We start from the raw sequence: 20,727 nt of genomic DNA on the forward strand, positions 1-20,727 counted from the left end.
GTAACGCCACGCGAGGGTCCGATGACCAAACTTACCCGCTTCGCCGTCGCACCGCTGCATGCGATGACACGGCGTCTGGCCGATGTTGCCTCCGCGCGCGTCGAGCCTGATCTCGTCGTCACGGGCGCGCGGATGCTCTCAACCTATTCGGAGCGTATCCACGCGAACCGCGAGGTCTGGATCACCGGCGGTCGCATCGCGGCGGTGAAGCCGGCTGGTGCGGCCAAGAAGGTCTGGAACGGTGTCGCGATTTATGACGCCGCCGGCGGCATCATCGCGCCGGGGCTGGTCGATCCGCACATCCATATCGAATCCTCGATGGTGACGGCCTGCGCCTATGCCGAGGCAGCGCTGCTCAACGGCACCACCACGATCTTCTGCGACAGTCACGAGATCGGCAACGTCATGGACGTCGCCGGTGTCGAGGCGATGCTGGAGGACGCGCGCGAGGCGCCGCTCTCGATCTTCCTGACGGTGCCGTCGACTGTACCGGCCACTTCGGCCGCGCTGGAGACTGCGGGCGGGGATCTCACGCCGGACAAGATCGCCGGCCTGTTCGATCGCTGGCCGGAGGCAGTCGGGCTCGGCGAGAAGATGGATTTCGTGCCTGTCACCACGGGCGACGAGCGAAGCCATGCCATCCTGGCCTCGGCATTGAAACGTGGGCGGCCGGTATCCGGCCATGTCTACGGCCGCGAATTCGTCGCGGCCTATGCGGCCTCGGGCGTCACCGATACCCATGAGGCGATCGACCGCGACATCGCCGATGATCTGCTCGATGCCGGCGTCTGGGTTTTCCTGCGCGGCGGTCCGCCGACCACGCCCTGGCATTCGCTGCCGCAGGCGATCCGGACGATCACCGAGCTCGGGGCCTCGCACAAGCGCACCGCCGTCTGCACCGACGATCGCGACGCCGACGATTTGCTTCTGTTCGGTCTCGACTGGGTGGTGCGCGAAGCCGTGAAGGCGGGAATGTCGCCCGAGCAGGCGTGGTCGATGGGCTCGCTGCACGGCGCGACGCGCTTCGGCATGGATGGCGATATCGGTGGACTCGGCGGCGGCCGCCGCGCCGATCTCGTGCTGATGGACGATCAGCTCAAGCCGCAATGCACCTGGTATGGCGGAGAACTCGTGGTCGAGCACGGCAAGATCACGCCGCGGCTCGATCAGGCGCTGTCGCAACGCTATCAATATCCGAAGGCGGCTTATGCGACCGTCAAGCTTCCGGAGAAGGTCAAGCTGACGCCGGAGCTGCCAACGAAGGCCTGCACCGTCAATGCGATCAAGACCGCGCTGCCGGGCATCACGCTCATCCATGAGAAGGTCGCGATCGAGCCGGCCAAGGATTGGCCGTCGCTGTTCGCGCGCTATGGCCTCTGCTTCGTCACCGTTGTCGAGCGCCACGGCAAATCGGCTGGCAACGTCGCTCATGGCCTGCTGAAGGACTTCGGGCTGAAGCGCGGCGCGGTCGCCTCGAGTGTCGGGCACGACAGCCACAACATCATCGTCGCGGGCACGAACGAGGACGACATGCAGGTGGCGATCGCCGCGATCAAGGAGAAGCAGGGCGGGGTCTGTGTCGTCGCCGACGGCAAGGTGAGGGCGCTGGTCCCGCTGCCGATTGCGGGGCTCCTGTCCGACAAGCGCGTCACGGACGTGGCCGAAGAGGTCAAGGTGTTGAAGACGGAATGGGCGGAGGCCGGCTGCACCATCCCCTACATGGGCTTTAATCTGATTCCTCTATCGGTCATTCCGGAAATTCGCATCACCGACAAAGGCCTCGTGCTGGTGCCGCAGATGGAGCTGGCACCGCTGTTCGAGTGATCCGCTTTCACGGATTTCTTGGCCTAACCGATTGAGACAACCACGATTTTTCTACGGTTGCCGTATCGTGGAAAATAAAACCGATCTCGTTGAGATCGCATCTCGCACGCCTGATGATCTCGCTCGCTAACGCAATTTGAGCGAGGTCCGAAATGGCGAAGATGCGAGCTATCGATGCGGCCGTGCGAATTCTGGAGAAGGAAGGCATCTCGACCGCCTTCGGTGTTCCCGGGGCCGCGATCAACCCGCTCTACTCGGCGCTGAAGAAGCGCGGGTCGATCCGCCACATCCTGGCGCGCCATGTCGAGGGCGCTTCCCACATGGCCGAGGGGTATACGCGCGCCAAGGCCGGCAATATCGGCGTCTGTATCGGTACGTCCGGGCCGGCCGGCACCGACATGATCACCGGGCTCTATTCGGCGATCGCCGATTCCATTCCGATCCTCTGCATCACCGGGCAGGCGCCGCGCGCGCGGCTCTACAAGGAAGATTTTCAGGCCGTCGATATCGAGTCGATCGCCAAGCCCGTGACCAAATGGGCGGTGACCGTGCGCGAGCCGGCACTGGTGCCGCGCGTGTTCAGCCAGGCCTTTCATGTGATGCGCTCCGGCCGGCCGGGGCCGGTGCTGATCGACCTGCCGCTCGACGTTCAGCTCGCCGAGATCGAGTTCGACGACGAGACCTACGAACCGCTGCCGGTCTACAAGCCCACTGCGACCCGCAAGCAGGTCGAGAAGGCCCTGGAGATGCTCAACGCGGCCGAACGGCCGCTGATCGTGGCGGGCGGCGGCATCATCAACGCCGATGCATCCGATCTCCTGGTCGAATTCGCCGAGATCGCCAACGTGCCTGTTGTTCCGACACTGATGGGGTGGGGCGCGATCCCCGACGATCACGTGTTGATGGCCGGCATGGTCGGCCTCCAGACCAGCCACCGCTACGGTAACGCCACCATGCTCGAATCCGACTTCGTGCTCGGCATCGGCAACCGCTGGGCCAACCGGCACACGGGTTCAGTCGAGACCTACACCAAGGGCCGCACCTTCGTGCATGTCGACATCGAGCCGACCCAGATCGGGCGCGTGTTCAATCCCGATCTCGGCATCGTTTCCGACGCAAGGGCCGCGCTCGAACTCTTCGTTGCCGTCGCCAGGGAGTGGCGCCGGTCAGGCAGGCTTCGCGAGCGCCAGGCGTGGCCCGCGGCCTGCCGCGATCGCAAGAAGACGATGCTGCGCAAGAGCCATTTTGACAATGTTCCGATCAAGCCGCAGCGTGTCTATGAGGAGATGAACAAGGCCTTCGGCCACGACACCACCTACGTCACCGTGATCGGTCTGTCGCAGATCGCCGGCGCGCAGTTTTTGGGCGTCTACAAGCCGCGCAACTGGATCAATGCCGGTCAGGCGGGCCCGCTCGGCTGGACTTTGCCCGCTGCGCTCGGCGTGCGGGCGGCATGTCCGGATCGCGAGATCGTTGCGCTGTCGGGCGACTACGACTTCCAGTTCCTGATCGAGGAACTTGCGGTCGGCGCGCAGTTCAATCTGCCCTACATCCATGTCGTCGTGAACAATTCCTATCTCGGCCTGATCCGCCAGGCCCAGCGCGGCTTCGACATGGACTATCACGTCCAGCTCTCGTTCGAGAACGTCAACGCGCCGGAGCTCAATGGCTATGGCGTCGACCATGTCGCGGTCGCCGAAGGCCTCGGCTGCAAGGCGATCCGCGTGACCGATCCGAAGGATACGCAGGCCGCGTTCGCCACGGCGCGCGAGTTGATGGCGAAGCACCGCGTGCCCGTGGTGGTCGAGTTCATCCTGGAACGCGTCACCAACATCGCCATGGGCACCGAGATCGACAACATCGTCGAATTTGAGGAGGTGCTGGACCTCCCGCTCGACGAGGTCGGAACCAAGCGGCCCGGCGTGCTGCAGCCGGCGGAATAGGGAGCGCATCATGCCGAAATTCGCCGCCAACCTCACCATGCTCTTCAACGAGATGCCGTTCCTCGACCGCTTTGCCGCGGCGAAGGCGGCAGGCTTTGCCGGGGTCGAATATCTCTTTCCCTATGATTTCGACAAAGCGCAGCTCCGCGAGCAGCTCGACGTCCACGGCCTGACACAGGTGCTGCACAATCTGCCCGCGGGCAACTGGGCGGGGGGCGAGCGCGGCATCGCGATCCTGCCCGATCGCAGCGCCGAATTCCGCGACGGCGTATTCCGCGCCATCGACTATGCCAAGGCGCTGGATTGCGAGCAGCTCAACTGCCTCGTCGGCATCGCGCCCGCCGATGCCGACCCGCGCGAGCTTCAGGAGACTTTGGTCGGCAATCTGCGTTTCGCGGCCTCGACGCTGGCGCGTGAAAACATCAAGCTTTTGGTCGAGCCGATCAACACGCTCGACATTCCCGGCTTCTATCTCAACGGCACCGAGCAGGCGGTGCAGCTGATCGCCGAGGTGCGGTCGAACAATCTGTTCATCCAATACGACATCTATCACATGCAGATCATGGAGGGCGATCTCGCCCGCACCATGCAGGAATATCTGCCGCAGATCGCGCACATCCAGCTCGCCGACAATCCCGGCCGGCACGAGCCCGGCACCGGCGAGATCAACTATCCCTTCCTGTTCCGCCATCTCGACGCGATCGGCTATCGCGGCTGGATCGGCTGCGAATACAAGCCGCGCACCACGACGCTGGAAGGCCTGTCCTGGCACGCCGCGCAAACCTTCGAGACCTGAGACGGTGCGCTCCCTCTCCCGCTTGCGGGAGAGGGCTGGGGAGAGGGTGTCTCCGCGATGGGGTTCGCGGAAAAATTCCCCCAGTGGAGAGAACCCTCACCCGGCACTGCGTGCCGACCTCTCCCGCAAGCGGGAGAGGTGCACCGAACGCGTGGATCGACTTAGCCTAAATCTAGAGGAATGAGACATGATCGACATCGGCTTTATCGGACTTGGCACCATGGGACGGCCGATGGCCGGCCATCTTCTGGCCGCGGGCCATCGCGTTCTCCTGCACGACGTCGCGCCGGTCGCGCCGGAGCTGATCGCGGCCGGCGGCGTCGCCTGCAAGTCGGCCAGGGAAGTGGCGGAGGAGGCGGATGCGGTCATCATCATGGTGCCGGACACGCCGCATGTGGAGGCTGTACTGTTCGGCAAGGACGCTGTTGCGAGCGGCATCTCCAAAGGCAAGATCGTCGTCGACATGAGCTCGATCTCGCCGCTGGCGACCAAGGAGTTCGCAAAGAAGATCGAGGCGCTGGGGGCGGACTATCTCGATGCGCCGGTGTCGGGCGGGGAAGTCGGCGCCAAGGCGGCAAGCCTCACCATCATGGTCGGCGGTCCCGAGCGGGCCTTCAACACCATGAAGGGCGTGTTCGACAAGATGGGCAAGAACGTCACCCGCGTCGGCGCCAATGGCGACGGCCAGACGACGAAGGTTGCGAACCAGATCATCGTCGCGCTGACGATCGGCGCAGTGAGCGAAGCGTTGCTGTTTGCCTCGAAAGCAGGGGCCGATCCGGCGCTGGTACGGCAGGCGCTGATGGGCGGCTTTGCGTCCTCACGCATTCTCGAGGTGCATGGCGAGCGCATGGTGAAGCGCAATTTCGATCCCGGTTTCCGCATCGAGCTGCACCAGAAGGATCTCAACCTCGCGCTCGAAGGTGCTCGCGCGCTCGGCCTGTCGCTGCCGAACACGGCGGTGGCGCAGCAATTGTTCTCGTCCTGCACCGCGCATGGCGGCAAGGCCTGGGATCACTCCGCAATGGTGCGGGCGCTGGAACTGATGGCTGGCCACGAGATCGCCACCGCCTGAACTGTTACGCGGTAACACTTTGCGGATTTGAGGTGGGTTTCATCACAAGGGAACTGGAACAATGGTCCGGTCCCGCGGTTGAAGGCGCATCAATAAACACTGGAGAGTGTGGACATGAAGACCCGTCTTGCGATTTCGTTGGTTGCCGCGTCGCTGCTGGCGTCAAGCGCAGCCTTTGCCCAGTCGACAACCGAACAGGGCGCCAGGGATGGCGCGCGTGCGGGTGGCGACATCGGCGGACCGATCGGCGCGATGGTCGGCGGCACCGTCGGTGCGGCCGTCGGCGCGGGCCTCGAAATTCCGAATGCGGTGCTGGGCGGAATCCCGCGCAGTGAATCCGTGATCGTCGAGGAGCGTGTCGTCGTCGGTGAGCCGCTGCCCCCGGCCGTCGTGCTGCGCCCGGTGCCGAACTACACCGAGTATCGCTATGCGGTCGTGAACGATCGTCGCGTGATCGTCGAGCCGCGGACGCGCCGCGTCGTCAAGATCATCGACTGATCAGAGCGCAGGCTTTGAAGAGCTGGGCCCTGCGGAGCATCGCTCCGCGGGGCCTTAGTTTGTGAGGGCCGAATTAGCGCGGACGCGCGTCATGACCCAATCGGCGGCGGCCGCGAGCGCGAAGCCGATGCAGGCCGTGCCGGCATCGACCAGAAAATCTTCCAGCCGCGCATGCCGTCCCGGCGCCCAGAACTGCATCAGCTCGAGCACGCCGATCAGGGCCACTGCGATGGCAGCGACGGCCCAGCGGCGATCGCGGTAGGCGAGACCGAACGCCAGTCCCACCAGGATGAAGGCGAGAGCATGCTCGCCGTCCTGGCCGAGATCGGAATGGGGCCGCAGGCCGGGGGGACCGAGGGTCGCGAACGTGACGGCGGCTGCCAGCAGCCAGGCAAGAGAGCGGGTCAAAATGGACATCCGGTGCGGTTAGCACGAATTTCCAATGGCCTGTTACGGGCCCGGGATCAGATCGTCGTGTAGTTAATGACGAAACGTTAAAGTGGCTCCCGCACGCCGAGGCCGTGCATGAAGCGTTCCCGGATCTGCACGGGATCCCTGCGGGTGGCGCCGACGCCCGGTTTGTCGTCGATGCGGAGGGCGATCAGGCTCGGCTCGGACGCCGACATGGCCACGTCGACCAGCCGTTCGAAGTCCTCCTCGTCCGCGGCCCACGCACTGTTGGCGAGCCCAGAGGCCACGGCGATGCCGACGATGTCGGCCACGCTTGCCGCGGGTGTCGGCTGCGAGCCGGTGATCTGATAGATGCCGTTGTCCATCACGATCATGATCAGGTTCTTTGGCTTCAGCGCCGCAATGGTCGAGAGTGCGCCGAGCTGCATCAACAGCGAGCCGTCACCTTCGAGCGCGAAGACACGGCGATCGGGTTGCGCCAGCGCCACGCCGAGCGCAATCGGGAAGGCGAGGCCCATGCTGCCGAGCATGTAGAAATTCTGCGGACGGTGGCCCGCGGCCCAGAGGTCGAAATTGGTGTTGCCGATACCGCCGACGACAGCTTCCTCGTGCTTGAGCCTTGCGATCAGGCGCGAGGTCATATCGAACCGGTTCATCACCTTGGTGTTGCGGGTGTTCATCACTGACCTCACTTGTCGAACGTCTTGCCGCCGGTGAGCAGCGGGTTGAGGATCAGCGCGACCGGCGCCTGCGTCGTCACGGCCTGCTTGATCGAGCGGTCGGCGATGAATTCCAGCTCGTCGAGCCGGGTGATGGTGTGGTGCTCCAGTGCCAGCGAATCCAGCACCGGGCGCATGGTGCGGCAGACCAGCGACTGGCCGTAGTTGAACTCGCCGAGCGTACCGCGCTCGGAGACGAACATGATCAGCGGGATCTGGTAGGGCACCGCCAGCGAGGCCAGCACGTTGGCGAGCGTGGCAAAGCCGGACGTCTGCATCAGCACCGCAGCCTTCCGCCCCCCCATCCAGGCGCCGGAAACGATGCCGACAGCCTCTTCCTCGCGGGCGGTGGCGAAGGTGGTGAAGAAGGGATCGGCGTGGAGGTTCTTGATCAGCGGCGTCAGCACGCGATCCGGCACGTAAGGAATGAGGCTGATCTCGTTCCGCTTCAGGGTTTGCAGGACGATACTGTGCCAGCTTCTTTCGCTGGATGCCTGTCCGGCCTGAGTCTGCTGCTCCGCAATCGCCATTGCGTTCTCCCCTAGGCCGCGCATGCTTCTTGGTCTTGGCTATCGCGGCGGTCTGCCGAACTTGACGCAGGCGGCGGGATTGTCAACATGTCCGGCCGGCACCGTGATCTGCGCCAGACGGCCTGCCGCGGCCGGCACCGCCATGTCATAAGCGGCAACAACGAGAAAACGGGAGGGACGCATGGACGGAGCGCGCTTGGCGCTAACCTTGCGGGTCTCCATGAGAGAGCCGGAAGGGTCCTGATGTCCGTCAACAGCAAGCGCGTCTTCTACGTCAAATATCTGGCCAATCCGATCTATATCGACATCCTAAAGGCGCGGCCCGACGTCCGGCTCGATCGCATCGAGAACGAGAGCCCCGAAGATTTCTACGCACCGATCCTGAGCGCGGCACATGTCTACCAGATTGGTGCTGCCCGCGACGAGCTCGCCCCGCATTTCCATGTCGACGCCGCTTTGCTGAAACGCGCGCCGAACCTGCTACTCGTATCGAGTAACGGTGCCGGCTTCGATCCGGTCGATGTCGAAGCGTGCACGGATGCGGGCGTGCTGGTCGTCAACCAATCCGGCGGCAACGCCCATTCGGTCGCCGAGCACGCGCTCGCGATGATGTTGACGCTGTCGAAACGCATCATTCAGTCCGACCGTAAGCTCCGCAGGGAGTCCAACGTCAACCGCAACGAGCTCGTCGGCAACGAGGTCGAGCATAAAACCGTCGGCGTCATCGGCCTCGGCAATGTCGGCCGCCGCATCGCGGCACTCTGCAAAGGCCTGTTCGGGATGAAGGTGCTGGCCTACGATCCGAACCTCACGGCCGACGTGATGGCCGAGCGGGGCGGGGAGAAGGTCGAACTCGACGAGCTTTTGCGCCGCGCTGATTTCGTCTCGATCTCCTGTCCGCTCGACAAGCGCAGCCGCAACATGATCAGCGTGCGTGAGTTTGGCCTGATGCAGCCGCATGCGTATTTCATCACCACGGCGCGCGGCTTCATTCATGACGAGGACGCGCTGCTCCAGGCGCTGCGCGACAAGCGCATCGCCGGCGCGGGGCTCGACGTCTGGTCCAAGGAGCCGCCGCCGCCGGAGCATCCGCTGCTCCAGTTCGACAACGTGCTGGCGAGCCCGCACACCGCAGGCGTCACCATCGAGGCGCGGCAGAACATGGGCCGCATCGCGGCCGAGCAGGTGCTGGAGACGCTCGATGGCAAGCGTCCGCCGCGCATCATCAATCCCGAAGTCTGGCCGCGCTACGCGGAGCGTTTCAAGCAGGCTTTTGGCGTGACGCCGGGATAGCGGCGCGCGAAGCCTGATCGCGGCTCCGATCGTTGGTTACGAGGATGAAAACGGAAAGCCGCGGATTTTACCGATGGCGTGAGTGAACGCGTATGACTTGTCCTGTAGATCAGGGGACATGAGCATATTTTCGATTGCGACATCCGGACTGTCTGCGGCGAGCCTGCGCGTGAACGTGGCCGCGAGCAACATCGCCAACGTCAACACGACAGGTCCGCTGCCCGCGTCGGGCGGATCGGGCACACCGGCCGGTTCGGGCATTGCTCCGACGTTTCCCGCAGCTTATGTGCCGTTGCGCGTCGATCAGGTCTCCCAATCAGGCGGCTCGACGCCGGGCGGTACGGTCGCGACCGTGTCGACGGTTTCGCCGAGCTTTACCGCGCAATCCGACCCGAGCGCTCCTTTCGCCAACCAGGACGGCCTGGTCGCAGCGCCGAATGTCGATCTCGCCAACGAATTCGCTCAGCTGGCGACCGCGAAGTACAGCTTCATTGCCAATGCGAAGGTCATTCAGGCCTACGCCGAGACGCAAGACGCGCTCCTCGACATCAAGACGTAACGGCTACGCCGGGGTAGGGCGTCTACCCCAGCTTCGCGCCGAGCTGCTGGAACACAGCCTCGCAGGTCATGAGGTCGAGATGGCCTCCGCCGGCGTTCTTGAAGAACGTAATGTCGGACGCTGACATTCGTCCCTGCACGCGGCCACCGGCGAGATCGTAGAGGTCGCCGAGGACATCGGTTTCGCTGATCGCACCGTTCGCGATCGGTTGCAGGATGTCGCCGACGCCGTGAAAGGCGGATTCCCGCCGATCCACGAAGACACGCGACAGCTTTGCAGCCTCGTCGTCAGCCTCGCGCGTTTGCGGCGTGTAGCCGCCGACGAGGTCGAGATGCGTACCCGGTCGCAAGTTTCGGCCCTTGATCAGCGGTTGATGCGCGCGGGTGCAGGTGGTGATGATGTCAGCCTCACGCGTGGCGGCGTCGAGATCTGTGATCGTTTCCGTCTGGACGCCATCCGCTATCAGCCGTTTGGCAAGCCCATCGGCCCGGTCCGCGCTGCGATTCCAGACCAGCACGCGTTGCAGCGACGGTCGCACGGTGCGGTGTCCTCGGATCAGCCATTCGGACATTTCGCCGGCACCGACGCAAAGCAGCGTCTCGGGATTGGGCGGGGCGAGCAATTTCGTGCCCAAGGCGGAGTCGGCCGCGGTACGCCAATGTGTGATCTCGGTTCCGTCCATTGCTGCCAGCGGCTTCCCGTTGGTGCCGTCAAACAGCACGCACACAGCCTGTACCGCCGGCATCTTCCCCTCGGCCAGATTGGCCGGAAAGCTGGTGAACATCTTGCTGACCATGTACCGGCCGGGATCGACCGCACTGCGGATGACGTATTGCGCGCCTTCTCCGCCAAGGAAGGCGTCCAGGACTTCCATCTTCGGCCGGCGATGCGCCTCTTCCAGAGCGGCAATGAGGATCGGAAAGGTCAGAACCTTCGTGACGTCGGTGTCGGAGACAAACTGCAAGGCAAGATCCTCATCAGTGAAGGCGGCATCTCCGCTTAGCTCCAGGCGGCGGGTTCCGCAATGGATTGTCTGTGCGGCCGCGTCGACTTTGATCCGCGTCAAAATCCCCCTCCCGCATTCCGGCTAAATGGGATTAGAGTGCCGCCGGGGCAGCAGGGAGGTCCCATGTCAACTTATGTCGTCAGGTTCATGAAGGACGTGCTTGGCCAGTACGGCCGGCAGATCGAGGTGTGCCAGGGCACGCTTGAGATCGACGCCACCGACGAGGACGAGGCCAAGGAGCGGGCGAAGGCAAAGTTTTGCAAGGACCAGGCGTTGCATCACTGGTCGCTGCATGCCGACCGCATCCAGGTCAGACCGGCTGACTTTCCCTCGTAAGGCCTAACGTCCGGGTGCCGTAGGCGAAGGTGGCGCGGTGACGCCGGCGCCGAGCGAGCGCTGCACCATCACGGTGTCGGACCAGCGGCCGTGGCGATAAGCGACGCCATAGAGAAGGCCGGCGCGCGCGAAGCCGAACTTCTCGTGCAGCGCCAGCGAGGGCGCGTTGTCCGCATCGATATAGCCGATCATCTGGCGGAAGCCGGCTGCGGCGCAAGCGTCGATCATTCCCTGGAGCAGGAGCCGACCAACGCCGCGGCCGAGATGCTCGTGGTGCACGTAGATCGAGTGCTTGGCCGTGTAGCGATAAGCCGGGCGCTTGCGGAACAGCACCGCATAGGCATAGCCGACCACCTCGCCGCGCCAGGTCGCGACCAGATGCGGCAGGCGGGTCTGCTTCAAATTCTTGCGCCGGTCGCGCAAATCGTCCGGCTCTGGCGCGCCGGTTCCCTCGATGTCGCGCGGCACGCCATTGCGGACATGATGGCGGTAGATCGCCAGCATCGCCTCGACATCGCTCTCGCGTGACGGCCGCACCAGGACCGGTTCGTCGTCTGTCCGCGCGACTGCTGTTTCGTTCATCGGCACCTACTCGGCAACGACGTAAGTATAGAGGCCGATGCGGCCGTTCGCATCGATCTCCTTGTAGACCCCCTGGATTTCCACGTCGAAACCCGGGAACGTGTTGAAGCAGGTTTCAAACATCTTGAGGTAATCCACCATGGGCTTGGCGCGTTCCGTCAACCGCTCGCCCGGGACGATGGTGGCGATGCCAGGCGGATAGACCACGAAGGGCGTGGTGGCGATGCGGCCGGCGATCGCCTCGATCGGCAAATAGTCGACGTCGTTCTTGAACAGATAGCGCGCGGCATCGCGCGGGGACATCGCGATCTCCGGCATGTGCTCGGGCATGAACTGCCGGGCCTGGAGTCCGCTGACATCGGCGGTGCGGAAGAAGCGGTGCATCTCGCCACAGAGATCACGCAGCCGCACGCCGGCATAGCGCGCCTGTCGCCGCTGGTAGAACTCGGGGATGACGTCCGCCAGCAACGCATTGTCGTCGTGCAGCCGTTTGAACGCGACCAGGCCGGAGATCAGCGTGCCGGCCTTGCTCGCCTCGACGCCGGGGGTGAGCAGGAAGAGCAGCGAGTTGAGGTCGTTCTTCTCGGGGACGATGCGGTTTTCGCGCAGATATTGCGCCACGACCGGCGCGGGGATGCCGTGCTCGACATAGGCGCCGGTGGTGCGGTCGAAGCCGGGCGTGAGCAGTGTCAGCTTGTTCGGATCGGTCATGGCAAAGCCTTCGGTGAGGCCGGGGAAGCCATGCCAGTTGGTATCCGGAGAGAGTTGCCACAAGGCGGGATTGGTCGCCAGCTCGTCGGTGGATAGCGTCTCCCAGGCGACGTTGTGCGCAGCGCCCGGACGGCTGACGTCGGGAATGGCGACGCGATCGGGCACGAAGGGTTCGAAGAACCAGCGGCGATCCGGATTCTGCTCCTTCTCCTCGAACTCCCGGCGCATTGCGCGAATCTTCTTGCGCAGCTCGATGCCGAGCCGGATCGTGTCGTCCCACAGCACTTCGCCGGAGCGGCCCTTCATCATCTGCGCTCCGACGTCGAGCGAGGCGAACAGCGGATAGAACGGCGACGTCGAGGCGTGCTGCATGAAGCTTTCGTTGAAGCGTCGATGTTCGACGCGGCGCTTCTGGCCGCGGATGTGACGGTCCTTGATGTGGATTTGCGAGGCCTGTGAGAAGCTCGCGAGTTGCTTGTGGGTGGATTGCGTCGCGATGATGCCCGGCGCCTCGGGGGGAAGGTTCGCCAATCCCATGGCGAAGCGGCCGGCATAGAGCGGGTGAAATTTCATGAAGCCGGCCCAGGCCTCGTCGAACAGGATGTACTCGCAGAGATGGCCGATGCGCTTCAGGATCATCTCGGCGCTGTGGATCGTGCCGTCATAGGTGCACTGCTCGACCACGGCGACGCGGAACGGCCGCTCCTTGCGCCAGGCGTCCTTGTCCGCGACCAGCGGATGGTTGCGGATCGCTTCGCGCAGCGCTTGCTCGTCGAGCACGTCCCAGCGCATCGGACCGATCAGGCCCCAGGCGTTGCGGATGGTCGGCACATAGACCGGAACTCCGCCATTGATCATCAGCGCGCCGTGATGGGCGGCCTTGTGGTTGTTGCGATCGAACAGCACGAGGTCGCCGTCGGTGACAAGCGCACCGAGCGCAACCTTGTTCGAGGTCGAGGTGCCGTTGAGCACGAAATAGGTCTTTTCCGCGCCGAAGATTTGCGCGGCTTCCTTCTGCGCCCTCAGAGCAGGGCCTTCATGGGTGAGGAGGTCGCCGAGGTCGAGCACGGAATTGTCGAGGTCGTCGCGGAACACGGACTCGCCAAGATGTTCGACGAAGACCCGGCCGATCGGGCTGCGGTTGTAGAACACGCCGCCGTTGTGGCCGGGACAGGTCCAGAGCTGGTTGCCTTCCTCGGCATAGTCGACCAGCGCGCCGAAGAACGGCGTCTTCAGCGTCTCGGCATATTGCTTGAGCCGGCTGATCAAATTCTTGGCAATGAAGGTCGGCGTCTCCTCGGACAGGAAGACATAGCCGTCGATGAAGTCGAGCACTTCGACCGGGAGGTCCTCGAAGCGCTTGCGCCGGATCAGAAGGATGATCGGGAAATCGAGGCCCCGGCGACGCATCAAATTGATCAGCGCGGAGGTCTTGCCTTCAAGCCCTTTCTTGCCCCAATCCACCACCATGCAGCCGATGGCGGCATCGGTCTGCACCGCGATCTCGGCGTCTTCCAGCTTGCGGGCCCTGACGACCTCGAAACCGGAACGCTGGATCTCCTCGACGATCTGGTTGAAGCGGATGCCCTCAAGGTCGTCGGCGTCGAACACGGGTGCGGCGAAGAGGAAGTTAAAGCGCTTGAAATAATCCATGGCGGGTCCCGTAAGTGCAGAGACTGACACGTCTCTGCACTTTTGATGACAGTTCTATGACGGTGGCGCGGGCGGCCTTCCGGTGCGTTCGCCGGGCGAGGGAACTGCTAGCGCTTCACCTCGCCGAACACCACCGTCGGCACCGCGCGGTTGACCACCTCGCGCAGTGCGAAGCTCGATTGCACGCGCGCGACGCGGGGCAGGCGCGACAGCTCGGTGCGGTGGATTCGCTCGAAATCCTGGATGTCGCGGGCGAGCACGATCAGGATGTAATCGTCTGTGCCGGACATCAGGAAGCAGCGCACGACGGAGGGGCATTTCACCACGGCCGCCTCGAATGCTTTCAGCGCCTCATCGCTCTGGCTCTCCAGCGCGATGCGGACCAGCACGGTCGTGGTGAGCCCGAATTGGGCGAGATCAAGTGCCGCTTGGTAAGCCTGGATGTAGCCTTCGTCCTCCAGCGCCTTCTGCCGCCGTGCCAGTGCGGTGCTGGAGAGGCCGACCTTGTTGGCGAGCTCGGTGTGGCTGGCCCGCGCATTGGTGGTGAGTTCCGCGAGGATGGCGAGATCTTTCCGGTCGAGGGCCAAGGTTTCGTTTCCAGCGTGAAAGGGCATTTTCGCGCCGGAAACCGGCGCGCCAGTGTCGAAGCTAGCGGATATTTGCACGAAACCAAACTGGCCGCGTCGCTACGATCAGCAGGTGAATCAGAAGGAGACCAGGATGCGCGTCGGTGTGCCCAGGGAGATCAAGGTGCAGGAATATCGCGTCGGGCTCACCCCGGGCGCGGTTCGCGAATATGTCGCGGCCGGACACGAGGTGACGGTCGAAACCGGCGCCGGCAGCGGCATCGGCGCCTCCGACGAGGTGTACCAGCGGGCAGGGGCGACCATTGCCGAGAGCGCCCGCGACATCTTCGCCAGGTCCGACATGATCGTGAAGGTCAAGGAGCCGCAGAAAAGCGAATGGGCTCAGCTCCGCGAAGGCCAGATCCTGTTCACCTACCTCCATCTCGCGCCGGATCCCGAACAGGCCAAAGGCCTGCTTGCCTCCGGCTGCACTGCGATCGCCTATGAAACCGTCACCGACGCGGCCGGTCACCTCCCCCTGCTTGCGCCGATGAGCGAAGTCGCCGGCCGCCTCGCCATCGAGGCCGCCGGCGCCGCGCTCAAGCGATCGGCCGGCGGTCGCGGGCTGCTGCTCGGCGGTGTGCCCGGTGTGCAGCCGGCGCGGGTCGTCGTGCTCGGCGGCGGTGTGGTGGGAACGCAGGCCGCGCGGATGGCGGCGGGCCTCGGTGCGGAAGTCACCGTGATCGACCGCTCAATTCCACGCTTGCGCGACCTCGACGATCTCTTTGCCGGACGCGTGCGCACCCGTTTCTCGACGATCGAGTCGGTCGAGGAGGAGGTGTTCGCGGCCGATGTCGTGATCGGTGCGGTGCTGGTGCCGGGCGCCAGTGCGCCAAAGCTCGTGACGCGGGCGATGCTGCCATCGATGCGTCCGGGTGCGGTGCTGGTCGACGTCGCGATCGATCAGGGCGGCTGCTTCGAGACCTCGCATCCGACCACGCATAGCGACCCGACCTATGAGGTCGACGGTGTCGTGCATTACTGCGTCGCCAACATGCCGGGCGCGGTGCCGGTGACGTCCAGCCAGGCCCTGAACAACGCGACGCTGCCGTTCGGCCTGATGCTCGCGAACAAGGGCTTTGCCGCCGTGCTGGAAAACCCGCATCTGCGCAACGGGCTGAACGTGCATCGCGGCCGCGTCACCAACAAGGCGGTGGCCGAGAGTCTGGGGATGGACTTCGCTCCGGTGGAGAGCGGGCTGGCGGCGTAGACGCTATGCCGGCTTGCGGTGACGGCTGCCGAGCGCAGCCGCGACCGTCTCGGGCCTCTCGATGCGTTCGATCAGCATGTCGATGCGGTCGCCGCCCCAGAACAGTTCGCCGTTGAACACCATGGTCGGCACGCCGAACACGCCGAGCGCCTCCGCCTCGTCGATGATGCGGTCGTGCTCGGCGCGGGCAGGGCCGTTGACGTAGGCTTCGAACGCGCTCCCCGAGCCGCCGCACGAGGTGATGACATCGATGATGGCGGCGAGTTCGTCGATCTCCAGCTCATGGCCCCAGAATTTCCGGAACACCGTGTCGTGGTAGCTGCGGAAGAAGCCGTGCCGTTGGGCGAACAGCATGCCGACACTGGAATAAAAGGCGTCGTAGATCCTCCGCGGCCCCTTCATGACAAGCCCCTGCGCATTGGCGTAGCGCCGCGCATCCATATAGGCGTAGCGCACCTTACGCCAGAAATGCGGTGTGCGCGTTTCCACCGTCCCCATGAATTCCGCGACGCGCAGCGTGTACGGCAGCCATTCCAGTTCGACGCCGCACGTCTCTTCAAGCTCGAACAGACGCTTGTTCGCCACGAACGCGTAGGGGCTTTTGTAGTCAGTGTAGACGCGGACGATTGGCCTGGTCATTGGTGTTTCCCTTCATGCGCGCGGCGCTGCGCTACCTGTGAGGGGGCGAGCGGCTGCCGCAAACTCCGTCATTGCGAGCGAAGCGAAGCAATCCAGAGTGCCTCCGCGGAAAGATTCTGGATTGCTTCGCTGCGCTCGCAATGACGACGAGGCGAGAGTGCAGCGCCAACGCTACAGCTGGTCCGCGGCGGCAGCAATTACCCCTTCGTCAGCCGATACTGCCCAAGATCCGGATCATGCGTCATGCGCCAATAGTCCACGAAACGCCAGGGCATGGCCGAAAACACGCGACCGCTGCTGTTGCGGTAGTACGTGCTCATGCCCGGGTGGGTCCAGATCATGCCCTCGTGTTCGGCATCGACCTTTTGGACGTAGTCGTCGAGGACGTCCTTGCGGACATCGATGGCGGCGACATTCTGCTCAATCATGCCGGCAAGGCAGGCAGAGATATAGCGGCTCTGGCATTCGGACTGGAATATGACACTGCCGCCATGGGCAGGGCCGGAATTGGGGCCGAGCATGCAGAAGAAATTTGGAAAGTCCGGCACGGTCATGCCGAGGAATGCGGTCGGATTGTCGTGGGCCCAGGCCTCGCGCAGATCCTTGCCGTCACGGCCGCTGATGTTCAGGCGCGCGGCCATTTCCGTCACCTTGAAGCCGGTGGCGACCACGATGACGTCCGCCAACCGGTGCTCGCCGTCGGCGGTGACGATGCCGTTCTGGTCGAAATGGTCGATTGCGTCGGTGACGAGTTCGACATTGTCCCGTCTCAAGGTCTTGAACCAGTTGTTGTCGAGCAGGATACGCTTGCCGTAGGGCGGATAGCTTGGCACGCATTTTTCGATCAGGTCGGGACGGTCCTTCAGTTCCGACAGGATGAAGTCCGTCAACTCCTGGCGATGCCGGTCATTGCCCTTGTTGACGGCGCGCTCCGGATGCGGCCAGGCGGGGTCCCTGCGCAGGAACGGCAGCAGGCCGTCGCCGTAGCGCCAGAACATGTTGAAACGGTACCATTGCACATAGAATGGCAGATGCGCGAGCAGCCACCGTGCGCCTTCGCTGATCGGATCGGAATAGCCCTTCACCGGCCGCGCCCATTGCGCGCTGCGCTGATAGACCGTGACTGACGCGACACGGCCGGCGATCGTCGGCACCAGTTGCATTGACGTAGCGCCGGTGCCAATGACGGCAACATGCTTGCCGTCGAGATCGATGTCGCCGGACCACAGCGCCGAGTGGAGGATCGTGCCCTTGAAATTCTCCTCACCCTTGAAATGGGCGCGTGAGGGATCGTTGAGCTGGCCGATGGCCGAAACCAGAGCAGTGGATTCGAAGATCTCTTCGCCTTTTTCGGTCTTGAGCGTCGAGATCCAGCGCCGCTTGCCTTCGTCCCAGCGCGAAGAGGTCAGTTCGGTGTTGACGCGCAGATGCTTGCGGATGCCGTATTCCTCCGCGACCTTCTGGAGATAGCCGAGCAACTCCTCGCGCTGGCAGAAATAGCGGGCCCATGCATTGCCCGTGCCGAACGAGTAGGAATAGGAATGGTTCGGCGTGTCGACGCCGCAGCCGGGATAGCGGTTGATCCACCAGGTGCCGCCGAGTTCGTCGTTCTTCTCGACGATGGTGTAGGGGATGCCGAGATGACCGAGTGCTACGCCGAGAGCGATGGCGCAGACGCCGGCGCCGACGATCAGGACGTGCTGGTCGGCGAGCTTCTCGGCGGCGGGAGGCTTGGTCCATTGCGGCTCGCGCGCCACAAATCCCATCTCCTCGCGCATCAGGGGCGCGTATTCCGGCGCGACGTTCTCACCGAGGCAGGCGCGCATCATCCTGAGCAACAGCTCGTCGCCGGGATCGGTGATGACGGGCTTTGGCGTGCCGTCGGCAAAGAGCCTGACGACCGCTGCGCGGATCTCGTCCTGGACCTCCTTTGGCACCCCGGCCTCGGGATCGGGAATGAGGCGGATGTCGCGCTTGGGCAGGTAGGGCGGCGCGAGCCAGCGCTCGTCGCCGGTCATGTGCACCAGCACCATCAGCAGGCAGCGGATGTCGGCTTCGGCGATCGCCGAGGCAAGGTCGAGCGGTGCTTGTGGAGATGCGATGTTCATGGCGTGTCCTGATCTCCGGATGCACTGAAAAGTCCGCGCGTCATCAGCTTGCGATAGGCGGAGATGACGTGATCGGGCACGGCGGTGACGCCGCCTTTCGAATACGAGTAGCGGCGGCTGAGATAGCCGCGCGAGCCCATCAACATGTGGACGATCGCCTCGAATTCCTCGTCGCTGTAATCCTGAATCGCGCCTGCTCGTCGTGCGCGACGCAAGACGCGGACATAGGCAACCGAGATGTTGTCGAGATGCTTCAGGTAGCCGATGGGCGCGAAGAACTCGGCTTCGTTGAGGATGCGCAAGAATTCCGGGACCTCGCGGATGAAGTCGAAGAAGGCGGAGAAGCGCGCGATCTCCTGCCGCGCCGCATCCGCCGTGCCGGTGCGGGCGCGGATGAACTCGACCATGTCGAGGCCGATCTTCGGCAGCAGCTGGTCGAGCAGCTCCTGACGGTTCTCGAAATGATTGTAGAAGGTGCCTTGCGCGACGCCGGCTTCTTCGGTGATGCGGGCGACGGAGGCTTCGGCATAACCATGCTTGCCGACGATTTTGGTCGCGGCCTCGAAGATCTTCTGCTTGGTCCAGGCGTTGCGCTCGACGCGATTGAGCTTTGTGACCTTGGCGTTGGCTTGCGTCATTGCGACGTCTCCAGCTCGGCGCGCAGCACGCGCTTGAGAATCTTTCCGGACGGGTTGCGCGGCAGGTTGTCGCGAATGATCAGCTGTTTCGGCACCTTGAAGCTCGCCAGCCGCGCGCGGCAATGCTCCGCGAGGGCAGGGAGCTCGAGGCTCGCGCCTTCGGCCAGTACGATAATGGCGACGGGCCGCTCGCCCCAGCGCGCATCGCGCAGTCCAATGACCGCGACTTCGCGCACCTCGGGCAGATCGTAGATGACACGCTCGACCTCGGAGGAGGCGATGTTCTCGCCGCCGGAGATGATCATGTCCTTCTTGCGGTCGGTCAGATAAAGAAAGCCTTCCTCGTCGAGATAACCGACATCGCCGCTGCGGAACCAGTCGCCGAAGAAGGCTGACGCCGTCTTCTCCGGATCCTTCCAATAACCGCGCGTGATTTTGGGGCCGCGCAGGCAGATCTCACCGTTGACGTTCGGCGGCAGCGTCGTGCCGTCCTCGTCGCGGATTTCGATCTCGACATGGGCGATGGCGCGTCCTGTCGAGCCGATCTTCTCGATCTCGCGGCCAGCGTCCATGAAAGTGTCGCCGCCTACGGTCTCGGTGAGGCCATAAGCGTCGATGTAGCGCGCATTGCGGAAGAATTCCGAGAAGGCGCGGATGCGTAGCTCAGGCGTCTTCTCGCCGCCGCCGATCGCCCATTGCAGGCTTGAGACATCGTAGCGGTCGCGGGTGGGGCAGGTGAGCATCGCGGTGGTCATGACAGGCGCGAACCAGGCGGCGTTGAGTTCGTCCTCCGCGATTGCCGCAAGCGCCATCTCCGGCTCGAAATTGCGCTCGATGCGCATGAAGCCGCCATGCCAGAGTGCGGCGATGCCGGGCAGGTCGAGTGCGCCGACGTGATAGAGCGGGCCGACGACGAGGAGGCGCGTGTCGGCACCGAGGCCCAGTGCGATGGTCTGGTCGGCCGACTTCCAGTAGAAATTATCGTAGGTGAGCATCACGCCCTTGGGGCGGTCGGTCGTGCCTGAAGTGTACATCAGCCGCATCAGGTCGGATGGCTGGCGAACGTGCATCGGCGCGGGCGCAGCATCACCCGCGAGACGAGTGACGCTTTGCTGCGCGGCTTCGTTCAGTACGACGATCTTCGCGCCCACTGCATTCGCGGCGAGCTCTTCATCGACGATCAACAAGCGCGCGCCGGCATTGCCCGCGATATAGCCAACCTCTTCGCGGGACAGGCGGAAATTGATCGGCAGGAATACCGCACCGAGATGGCTGGTCGCGAAGACCAGCTCCAGGAATGCCGCGCTGTTCTTCATCAGTACGGCCACGACATCGCCGGCGCTGATGCCATTCAATGCGAGCCAGCCGGCGACCTGTTGGACGCGCGCGTCGAATGCCGCGTAGCAGACCTGCTCGCCGCGGTATTTCAGCGCGGGCCGCTCCGGAGACCGCCGGGCATGAAAGCCAATGAAGCTCGAAAGGTTGATCATTCTGCGGTTTCGGGCCGATTGCCGGCCTCGCTTCCTCCCGTAGTGAATGATGACTCATAATTCATATTTGTCTTGACGTC

The 20,727-nt window shown here is 64.0% G+C and carries 20 protein-coding genes; 9 read left to right on the forward strand and 11 right to left on the reverse strand.

What is annotated here, in order from left to right; genetic code table 11:
• The first annotated feature begins 21 nt into the window (after nt 1–21).
• The 5 genes from AB7532_RS12025 to AB7532_RS12045 all read left to right on the forward strand — a co-directional run bounded on the left by AB7532_RS12025 (nt 22) and on the right by AB7532_RS12045 (nt 6,136).
• Nucleotides 22–1,824, forward strand: a complete 1,803-nt coding sequence (locus AB7532_RS12025; protein ID WP_441234996.1) for an adenine deaminase C-terminal domain-containing protein — start codon at nt 22–24, stop codon at nt 1,822–1,824.
• 152 nt (nt 1,825–1,976) lie between these two features.
• Nucleotides 1,977–3,767, forward strand: a complete 1,791-nt coding sequence (gene gcl / locus AB7532_RS12030) for a glyoxylate carboligase (RefSeq protein ID WP_441234997.1) — start codon at nt 1,977–1,979, stop codon at nt 3,765–3,767.
• Between the two features lie 10 nt (nt 3,768–3,777).
• Nucleotides 3,778–4,563: a hydroxypyruvate isomerase gene (hyi, locus tag AB7532_RS12035; protein ID WP_441234998.1), complete on the forward strand. Its 786-nt coding sequence runs from the start codon at nt 3,778–3,780 to the stop codon at nt 4,561–4,563.
• A 187-nt stretch (nt 4,564–4,750) separates the two neighbouring features.
• The gene (locus tag AB7532_RS12040; RefSeq protein WP_441234999.1) at nt 4,751–5,638 is read left to right on the forward strand and encodes a 2-hydroxy-3-oxopropionate reductase; all 888 of its coding nucleotides are present in this window, start codon (nt 4,751–4,753) and stop codon (nt 5,636–5,638) included.
• A gap of 114 nt (nt 5,639–5,752) precedes the next feature.
• On the forward strand, nt 5,753–6,136 hold the full coding sequence (locus tag AB7532_RS12045; RefSeq protein ID WP_441235000.1) for a DUF1236 domain-containing protein: 384 nt from the start codon (nt 5,753–5,755) through the stop codon (nt 6,134–6,136).
• A gap of 54 nt (nt 6,137–6,190) precedes the next feature.
• Here the strand turns inward: AB7532_RS12045 and AB7532_RS12050 are convergent, their stop codons facing one another.
• The 3 genes from AB7532_RS12050 to AB7532_RS12060 form a co-directional block, all read right to left on the reverse strand.
• On the reverse strand, nt 6,191–6,553 hold the full coding sequence (locus AB7532_RS12050; RefSeq protein ID WP_441235001.1) for a VanZ family protein: 363 nt from the start codon (nt 6,551–6,553) through the stop codon (nt 6,191–6,193).
• Nucleotides 6,554–6,630: 77 nt separating this feature from the next.
• The gene (locus AB7532_RS12055) at nt 6,631–7,227 is read right to left on the reverse strand and encodes a thiamine pyrophosphate-dependent enzyme (protein ID WP_441235002.1); all 597 of its coding nucleotides are present in this window, start codon (nt 7,225–7,227) and stop codon (nt 6,631–6,633) included.
• 8 nt (nt 7,228–7,235) lie between these two features.
• Nucleotides 7,236–7,796: a thiamine pyrophosphate-binding protein gene (locus tag AB7532_RS12060; RefSeq protein ID WP_441235003.1), complete on the reverse strand. Its 561-nt coding sequence runs from the start codon at nt 7,794–7,796 to the stop codon at nt 7,236–7,238.
• Between the two features lie 243 nt (nt 7,797–8,039).
• Here AB7532_RS12060 and AB7532_RS12065 point away from each other — a divergent pair, with 243 nt between their 5' ends.
• Entirely contained in the window at nt 8,040–9,089 is a 1,050-nt protein-coding gene (locus AB7532_RS12065) for a hydroxyacid dehydrogenase (RefSeq protein ID WP_441235004.1), read from the forward strand.
• 118 nt (nt 9,090–9,207) lie between these two features.
• The gene (locus tag AB7532_RS12070; protein WP_441235005.1) at nt 9,208–9,648 is read left to right on the forward strand and encodes a flagellar basal body rod protein FlgC; all 441 of its coding nucleotides are present in this window, start codon (nt 9,208–9,210) and stop codon (nt 9,646–9,648) included.
• 22 nt (nt 9,649–9,670) lie between these two features.
• Here AB7532_RS12070 and AB7532_RS12075 read toward each other — a convergent pair whose 3' ends face one another.
• Entirely contained in the window at nt 9,671–10,612 is a 942-nt protein-coding gene (locus AB7532_RS12075; RefSeq protein WP_441235006.1) for an ornithine cyclodeaminase family protein, read from the reverse strand.
• Between the two features lie 165 nt (nt 10,613–10,777).
• On the opposite strand from AB7532_RS12075, the gene AB7532_RS12080 reads away from it, so the two are divergent.
• Nucleotides 10,778–10,990, forward strand: a complete 213-nt coding sequence (locus tag AB7532_RS12080; protein ID WP_441235007.1) for a hypothetical protein — start codon at nt 10,778–10,780, stop codon at nt 10,988–10,990.
• A gap of 3 nt (nt 10,991–10,993) precedes the next feature.
• Here the strand turns inward: AB7532_RS12080 and AB7532_RS12085 are convergent, their stop codons facing one another.
• The 3 genes from AB7532_RS12085 to AB7532_RS12095 all read right to left on the reverse strand — a co-directional run bounded on the left by AB7532_RS12085 (nt 10,994) and on the right by AB7532_RS12095 (nt 14,523).
• Nucleotides 10,994–11,572 (reverse strand): N-acetyltransferase family protein, encoded by a 579-nt coding sequence (locus AB7532_RS12085; RefSeq protein ID WP_441235008.1) that lies wholly within the window; start codon nt 11,570–11,572, stop codon nt 10,994–10,996.
• Nucleotides 11,573–11,578: 6 nt separating this feature from the next.
• Entirely contained in the window at nt 11,579–13,936 is a 2,358-nt protein-coding gene (locus AB7532_RS12090; protein ID WP_441235009.1) for an Orn/Lys/Arg decarboxylase N-terminal domain-containing protein, read from the reverse strand.
• A 107-nt stretch (nt 13,937–14,043) separates the two neighbouring features.
• Complete coding sequence (locus tag AB7532_RS12095) at nt 14,044–14,523, reverse strand: Lrp/AsnC family transcriptional regulator (protein WP_441235010.1); 480 nt, start codon at nt 14,521–14,523, stop codon at nt 14,044–14,046.
• 133 nt (nt 14,524–14,656) lie between these two features.
• Between AB7532_RS12095 and ald the strand changes: the two genes are divergently transcribed.
• Nucleotides 14,657–15,772, forward strand: coding sequence for an alanine dehydrogenase (gene ald / locus AB7532_RS12100; protein WP_441235011.1), 1,116 nt, complete (start codon nt 14,657–14,659; stop codon nt 15,770–15,772).
• 3 nt (nt 15,773–15,775) lie between these two features.
• On the opposite strand, the gene AB7532_RS12105 is transcribed toward ald, so the two are convergent.
• From AB7532_RS12105 to AB7532_RS12120, 4 genes are all read right to left on the reverse strand, one after another.
• Nucleotides 15,776–16,411, reverse strand: a complete 636-nt coding sequence (locus tag AB7532_RS12105) for a 2-hydroxychromene-2-carboxylate isomerase (RefSeq protein ID WP_441235012.1) — start codon at nt 16,409–16,411, stop codon at nt 15,776–15,778.
• 197 nt (nt 16,412–16,608) lie between these two features.
• Nucleotides 16,609–18,519: a flavin-containing monooxygenase gene (locus AB7532_RS12110; RefSeq protein ID WP_441235013.1), complete on the reverse strand. Its 1,911-nt coding sequence runs from the start codon at nt 18,517–18,519 to the stop codon at nt 16,609–16,611.
• The gene (locus AB7532_RS12115) at nt 18,516–19,157 is read right to left on the reverse strand and encodes a TetR/AcrR family transcriptional regulator (protein WP_441235014.1); all 642 of its coding nucleotides are present in this window, start codon (nt 19,155–19,157) and stop codon (nt 18,516–18,518) included. The genes AB7532_RS12110 and AB7532_RS12115 overlap by 4 nt, the downstream gene beginning before the upstream one ends.
• Nucleotides 19,154–20,647, reverse strand: a complete 1,494-nt coding sequence (locus tag AB7532_RS12120; RefSeq protein ID WP_441235015.1) for an AMP-binding protein — start codon at nt 20,645–20,647, stop codon at nt 19,154–19,156. Before AB7532_RS12120 ends, AB7532_RS12115 begins: the two co-directional genes overlap by 4 nt.
• Between the last annotated feature and the right edge of the window lie 80 nt (nt 20,648–20,727).

This window comes from Bradyrhizobium sp. 930_D9_N1_4 (assembly GCF_052076015.1).
Taxonomy (GTDB): Bacteria; Pseudomonadota; Alphaproteobacteria; order Rhizobiales; family Xanthobacteraceae; genus Bradyrhizobium.

Bases quoted from the DNA above. Each gene is read 5' to 3' on its own strand.
- AB7532_RS12060 (WP_441235003.1), bottom strand. From the start codon at position 7,796: ATGGCGATTGCGGAGCAGCAGACTCAGGCCGGACAGGCATCCAGCGAA.
- AB7532_RS12090 (WP_441235009.1), bottom strand. From the start codon at position 13,936: ATGGATTATTTCAAGCGCTTTAACTTCCTCTTCGCCGCACCCGTGTTC.
- AB7532_RS12050 (WP_441235001.1), bottom strand. From the start codon at position 6,553: ATGTCCATTTTGACCCGCTCTCTTGCCTGGCTGCTGGCAGCCGCCGTC.
- AB7532_RS12055 (WP_441235002.1), bottom strand. From the start codon at position 7,227: ATGAACACCCGCAACACCAAGGTGATGAACCGGTTCGATATGACCTCG.
- AB7532_RS12040 (WP_441234999.1), top strand. From the start codon at position 4,751: ATGATCGACATCGGCTTTATCGGACTTGGCACCATGGGACGGCCGATG.
- AB7532_RS12105 (WP_441235012.1), bottom strand. From the start codon at position 16,411: ATGACCAGGCCAATCGTCCGCGTCTACACTGACTACAAAAGCCCCTAC.
- AB7532_RS12025 (WP_441234996.1), top strand. From the start codon at position 22: ATGACCAAACTTACCCGCTTCGCCGTCGCACCGCTGCATGCGATGACA.
- AB7532_RS12110 (WP_441235013.1), bottom strand. From the start codon at position 18,519: ATGAACATCGCATCTCCACAAGCACCGCTCGACCTTGCCTCGGCGATC.
- gcl (WP_441234997.1), top strand. From the start codon at position 1,977: ATGGCGAAGATGCGAGCTATCGATGCGGCCGTGCGAATTCTGGAGAAG.
- AB7532_RS12065 (WP_441235004.1), top strand. From the start codon at position 8,040: ATGTCCGTCAACAGCAAGCGCGTCTTCTACGTCAAATATCTGGCCAAT.
- AB7532_RS12115 (WP_441235014.1), bottom strand. From the start codon at position 19,157: ATGACGCAAGCCAACGCCAAGGTCACAAAGCTCAATCGCGTCGAGCGC.
- AB7532_RS12120 (WP_441235015.1), bottom strand. From the start codon at position 20,647: ATGATCAACCTTTCGAGCTTCATTGGCTTTCATGCCCGGCGGTCTCCG.
- hyi (WP_441234998.1), top strand. From the start codon at position 3,778: ATGCCGAAATTCGCCGCCAACCTCACCATGCTCTTCAACGAGATGCCG.
- AB7532_RS12085 (WP_441235008.1), bottom strand. From the start codon at position 11,572: ATGAACGAAACAGCAGTCGCGCGGACAGACGACGAACCGGTCCTGGTG.
- ald (WP_441235011.1), top strand. From the start codon at position 14,657: ATGCGCGTCGGTGTGCCCAGGGAGATCAAGGTGCAGGAATATCGCGTC.
- AB7532_RS12045 (WP_441235000.1), top strand. From the start codon at position 5,753: ATGAAGACCCGTCTTGCGATTTCGTTGGTTGCCGCGTCGCTGCTGGCG.
- AB7532_RS12070 (WP_441235005.1), top strand. From the start codon at position 9,208: ATGAGCATATTTTCGATTGCGACATCCGGACTGTCTGCGGCGAGCCTG.
- AB7532_RS12080 (WP_441235007.1), top strand. From the start codon at position 10,778: ATGTCAACTTATGTCGTCAGGTTCATGAAGGACGTGCTTGGCCAGTAC.